General features: G+C 74.6%; 5 protein-coding genes. 3 read left to right on the top strand and 2 right to left on the bottom strand.

Annotated elements, in window-relative coordinates:
• Positions 1-602: FHA domain-containing protein (locus PSR1_RS22150; protein ID WP_152643419.1), on the top strand; the 602-nt coding region annotated here is incomplete at its 5' end.
• Positions 603-663: 61 nt separating this feature from the next.
• On the opposite strand, the gene PSR1_RS22145 is transcribed toward PSR1_RS22150, so the two are convergent.
• Entirely contained in the window at positions 664-1,026 is a 363-nt protein-coding gene (locus PSR1_RS22145; RefSeq protein ID WP_011421606.1) for a TraR/DksA C4-type zinc finger protein, read from the bottom strand.
• A 206-nt stretch (positions 1,027-1,232) separates the two neighbouring features.
• Between PSR1_RS22145 and PSR1_RS22140 the strand changes: the two genes are divergently transcribed.
• Positions 1,233-2,117: a diadenylate cyclase gene (locus PSR1_RS22140; RefSeq protein WP_059439495.1), complete on the top strand. Its 885-nt coding sequence runs from the start codon at positions 1,233-1,235 to the stop codon at positions 2,115-2,117.
• 45 nt (positions 2,118-2,162) lie between these two features.
• Positions 2,163-3,680, top strand: a complete 1,518-nt coding sequence (locus PSR1_RS22135; RefSeq protein WP_059439494.1) for a glycosyltransferase family 39 protein — start codon at positions 2,163-2,165, stop codon at positions 3,678-3,680.
• Here PSR1_RS22135 and PSR1_RS22130 read toward each other — a convergent pair.
• Positions 3,598-4,037: DUF2400 family protein (locus tag PSR1_RS22130; RefSeq protein ID WP_152643418.1), on the bottom strand; the 440-nt coding region annotated here is incomplete at its 5' end. The genes PSR1_RS22135 and PSR1_RS22130 overlap by 83 nt on opposite strands.

Below are 4,037 nucleotides of genomic sequence, written 5' to 3'. Positions count from 1 at the left end.
GCACCGACGGCCTGCCCGGCGCCGAGTACGGCGTGCCCGCGCCGGAGGCGGTGTGCGGGCGCACCGAGGGCGAGATCCGGATCCCGGACGACCCGACCGTCTCCCCGCGCCACGCCTGCTTCCGCGTGCAGGGCGCCGCGCTGCGGGTCGAGGACCTGGGCAGCGCGAACGGCACCTTCGTCCGCATCCGCCGCCCGCACCGGCTGGCCGTCGGCGAGGAGATCCGCGTCGGCCGGCAGCTCCTCCGGCTCGAGCCGCTCCCGCGCCCGCCCCCCGCGGTGCACGGGGTGCGGAGCTGGGGCGCGCCGGATCCGGGCTGCCGCTTCCGCCTGTCGCAGCTCCTGGAGGGCGGCGGCCAGGGCGAGGTCGTCCCGCTGCTCGAGGGCGAGAACGCCATCGGCCGCGAGGCCGGGCGGATCAGCTTCCCGTCCGACCGCTACGTCTCGGCGCGCCACGCGCGCATCGACGTGCGCGGCGACGCGGTCACGCTGGTGGACCTGGGCAGCTCCAACGGGACGTTCGTGCGCATCTCGGCGCCGACCGAGGTCGCGCCGGGCGACCAGCTCCTGCTCGGCGCCCAGCTCCTGCGCGTCGAGGCCTGAGAACACGACGGCCGGGCGTCTCCGCCCGGCCGCGCGCGAGACCCGAGGCTCGGGGACGCAGCTAGCCGAAGGACTTCTCCTTCTGCTCCTGCTCCTCCTTGCAGCGGATGCAGAGGGTGGTCACCGGCCGCGCCTCGAGGCGCTTGGCGGAGATCTCCTCCTCGCACTTCTCGCAGATGCCGAACGTGCCGTTCTCGATGCGCGCCAGCGCCTTGTCGATCTTGGCGAGCAGGAACTTCTCGCGGTCCCGCAGCCGGAAGATCATCGACTGCGTGTACTCGCTCGAGGCCAGGTCGATCTCGTCCGGGAGGTCGTCCGTGTCGAACGACGATTCCTCGGTCAGGGTCTTCTTCGCCTGCACGAGGAGCTGGCGCTTGGACTCCTCCAGCATCGTCTTGAACCTCTTGAGATCCTTCTTGTTCAAGCGTGCACCCCGCTCCGCCCCGAGACCTGGGGCCGGAAAATGAAGGCCGAGAACCTAAACGGCAGGGGTGCCGGTGTCAAGGTGAGGGGGCGCCCGCGGGGCGGGCCGCCGGCGCGGCGCCTCCCGCGTCCGGCGGAGGAGGGCGGCGGCGCGCGGGGCAGGCGAACCTTTTTGACTCGGGCGCCGCCGCGGCGGATCCTCCGCGCATGCCCGACGGCAAGCTGGATCGCGACTTCCTCCGCAGCGCGCTCGCGCTGATGTCGCGCTCGGACGTGGACCGGCTCCTGTTCGTGTCCGACCACCCGCCCCTGCCGACCGAGGTGCGCGGCCGTCCGACCAAGCGCAAGCTGGTCTACGCGGTCTCGAGCGAGGGCATCGCCAACCAGCTCAAGGCCAAGAAGGCGACGGCGGTGATGATCCCGCCCTACGACTACACCCGCATCGAGAAGATCAAGGTGGCGGTGGTGGCGGCGCAGTCGGCCGGGCTGCTCAAGGACGGCGACACCGTGCTGGCGCTGTGCGGCCCCGGCGACGACCGGGTCATGGACACGCTGGTGAAGCTGGTGATCGGCTCGGAGGACCCGGAGGAGAAGATCCGGGTGGACACGCTGGGCCTGCCGCCGGAGTTCTCGTCGCAGGTGGTGGAGAGCCTCATCCACACCGCCATGGAGATCGGCGCGGAGGGCTACGAGGGCCACCCGGTGGGCACCATCGTGGTCGTCGGCGACTCGACCGCGGTGATGGAGAAGAGCCGCCAGCTCATCCTGAACCCGTTCCAGGGGATCAGCGAGGCGGAGCGGAACGCGCTCGACCCGCCCATCCGCGAGGCGATCAAGACGTTCTCGGCGCTCGACGGCGCCTTCATCATCCGCGAGGACGGGGTGGTGCTGGCGGCCGGGCGGTACCTGCTCTCCATGTCGCGCGACGTGAAGCTGCCCATGGGCCTGGGGGCGCGCCACAGCGCCGCGGCGTCGATCACCGCCGAGTCCAACGCCGTCGCCATCACCGTGTCCCAGACCACCGGGACGGTGCGGGTGTTCCGGGAGGGCGAGATCGCCCTGGAGCTGCGGCAGAAGCTGCGGCGCGTCTGATCGGCTCGCTTCGCGCGCGCCCCGCTTCGCGGTACCCTCCGCCGCGTGCCGAGCCCCGCCGAGCCCGCTCCGTCGCCGCGCGCCGTCCCCTCCCCTCCGCCCGCCTCGCCCGCCCGCGACCCGCGCCTCGACCGGCTGGCGCTCGCGCTCGGCGCGGCCGTCACCGCCCTGCACGTCGCCTACGGCGGGCTGATCGCGCTCTCGCCGCAGGAGGCCTACTACTGGACCTGGAGCCGGCGGCTCGCGCTCTCGTACTTCGACCACCCGCCCCTCGCCGCCTGGACCATCGCGCTCACCACCGCGCTCGCCGGCGAGGGCGAGCGCGCCATCCGGCTGGCCGCCGCGCTGCACTCGGCCGTCTTCGCGGCGTTCCTGTGGCTCACGGTCCGGCGCTTGTTCGGCTCCCGCCCGGCGCTGGTGGCGCTCGCCGCCGCGCTCAGCGTCCCGCTGTTCGGCATGGGCCAGGTGATCGTCACGCCCGACGCCCCGCTGCTCTCCGGCTGGGCGATGGCGCTGTACTTCACGGTGCGCGCGCTCGACGAGGAGCGGCCGCGCTGGCTGCTCGCGGCCGGCGCGGCGGTGGGCTGGGCGGTGCTGGGCAAGTACACCGGGTTCCTGCTGCTGCCGCAGATCCTGCTGGTGCTCGCGCTCGACGCGCGCGGCCGGCGCATGCTGCGCACGCCCTGGCCCTGGCTGGGCGCGGCGCTGGCGCTGGCGCTGTTCTCGCCGGTGATCGCCTGGAACCTCCAGCACCGGATGGCGAGCTTCGCGTTCCAGACCGCCGAGCGCGTCGAGCGCTCCGGCTTCCGGCCGGTGCTGGTGGGGCGCTTCCTCGCGCTGCAGGCGGGCCTGGTCACGCCCATCGTGCTCGTGCTCCTGGTCGAGGCGGTGGTGGCCGCGGTGCGCCGCCGCCGCGAGGCGGCCTACCGGATCTGCGCGATCTTCTCGGCGCCGCTGCTCGTGCTCGCGGCGGTGATCTCCCCGTTCCACTGGGTGAAGGGCAACTGGCTGGCCGCGGCCTACCCCACCGCGCTCGCCGCCGCGGCGGCCCTGGCGGTGGAGCGGCGCGGCTGGCGCTGGAAGGCGGGCGTGGCGGGCGTGGCGCTCGCGGCGGTCGCGTCGGTGTACGTGCACCTGGTGCCGCTCTGGCCCGCGCTGCCGTTCCCGGCGCGCGACGAGGGCTCCTCCGGCTGGCGCGAGCTGGCCGCGCGGGTGGAGGCGGAGCGCGCGGCGCTCGGGCCCGACGCGTTCGTGGCCGGCTGCAACTACAAGGTCTCCGCCGAGCTGGAGTACTACCTGCCCGGCCGGCCGCGCACCTGGTCCTCCGAGATCACCGGCGAGCACGGGCTCCAGTACCGCTACTGGTTCGACCCCGAGGCGCTCCGCGGCCGCTCCGGCGTCGTGGTGCTCGACCGGCGCGAGAAGCGCACCTGCCTGCGCCGCGCCGAGGCGTGCGCGCCGCTCGAGGCGCTGCCGCCGCTCACCGTGCGGCGCGGCGGCGACGAGGTGACGACGTTCCAGCTCTGGCGCTGCCGCTGGGCCGGGCTCCCCTCGTCCCGCTGATCCCGCGCGCCCGCGCCAGGCAGGCCGCGCCGAGCGTGCAGGCCTCGCACCGCGCCGGATCGCGGCGCGCCGGGCACAGCCCGCTCATGCCGAGGTGGCAGAGCGCGAAGTCGAAGCGGACCGGATCGGCGGGGTCCACGCGGCGGAGCGCAGCGGTGATCTCCTCGGCGGTCCGCCAGCTCGCGTCGCGGCGCGCGGTGAGCCCGAGCGCGCGCGCCACCCGGTGCACGTGGGTGTCGAGCGGGACCACCAGCGCCGCGGCCGGGACCTCGCGCCACAGCCCCAGGTCCACCGCGTCGGGGCCGCGCACCATCCAGCGCAGGTAGAGGTTCCAGCGCTTCGACGCGCCCGGGCCGG

This window comes from Anaeromyxobacter sp. PSR-1 (assembly GCF_000964525.1).
Lineage (GTDB): Bacteria > Myxococcota > Myxococcia > Myxococcales > Anaeromyxobacteraceae > Anaeromyxobacter.
This window is presented reverse-complemented; position numbering and strand designations above follow the sequence as displayed.

Coding starts and splice junctions, on each gene's coding strand:
- PSR1_RS22140 (WP_059439495.1), top strand. CDS start 1,233: ATGCCCGACGGCAAGCTGGATCGCGACTTCCTCCGCAGCGCGCTCGCG.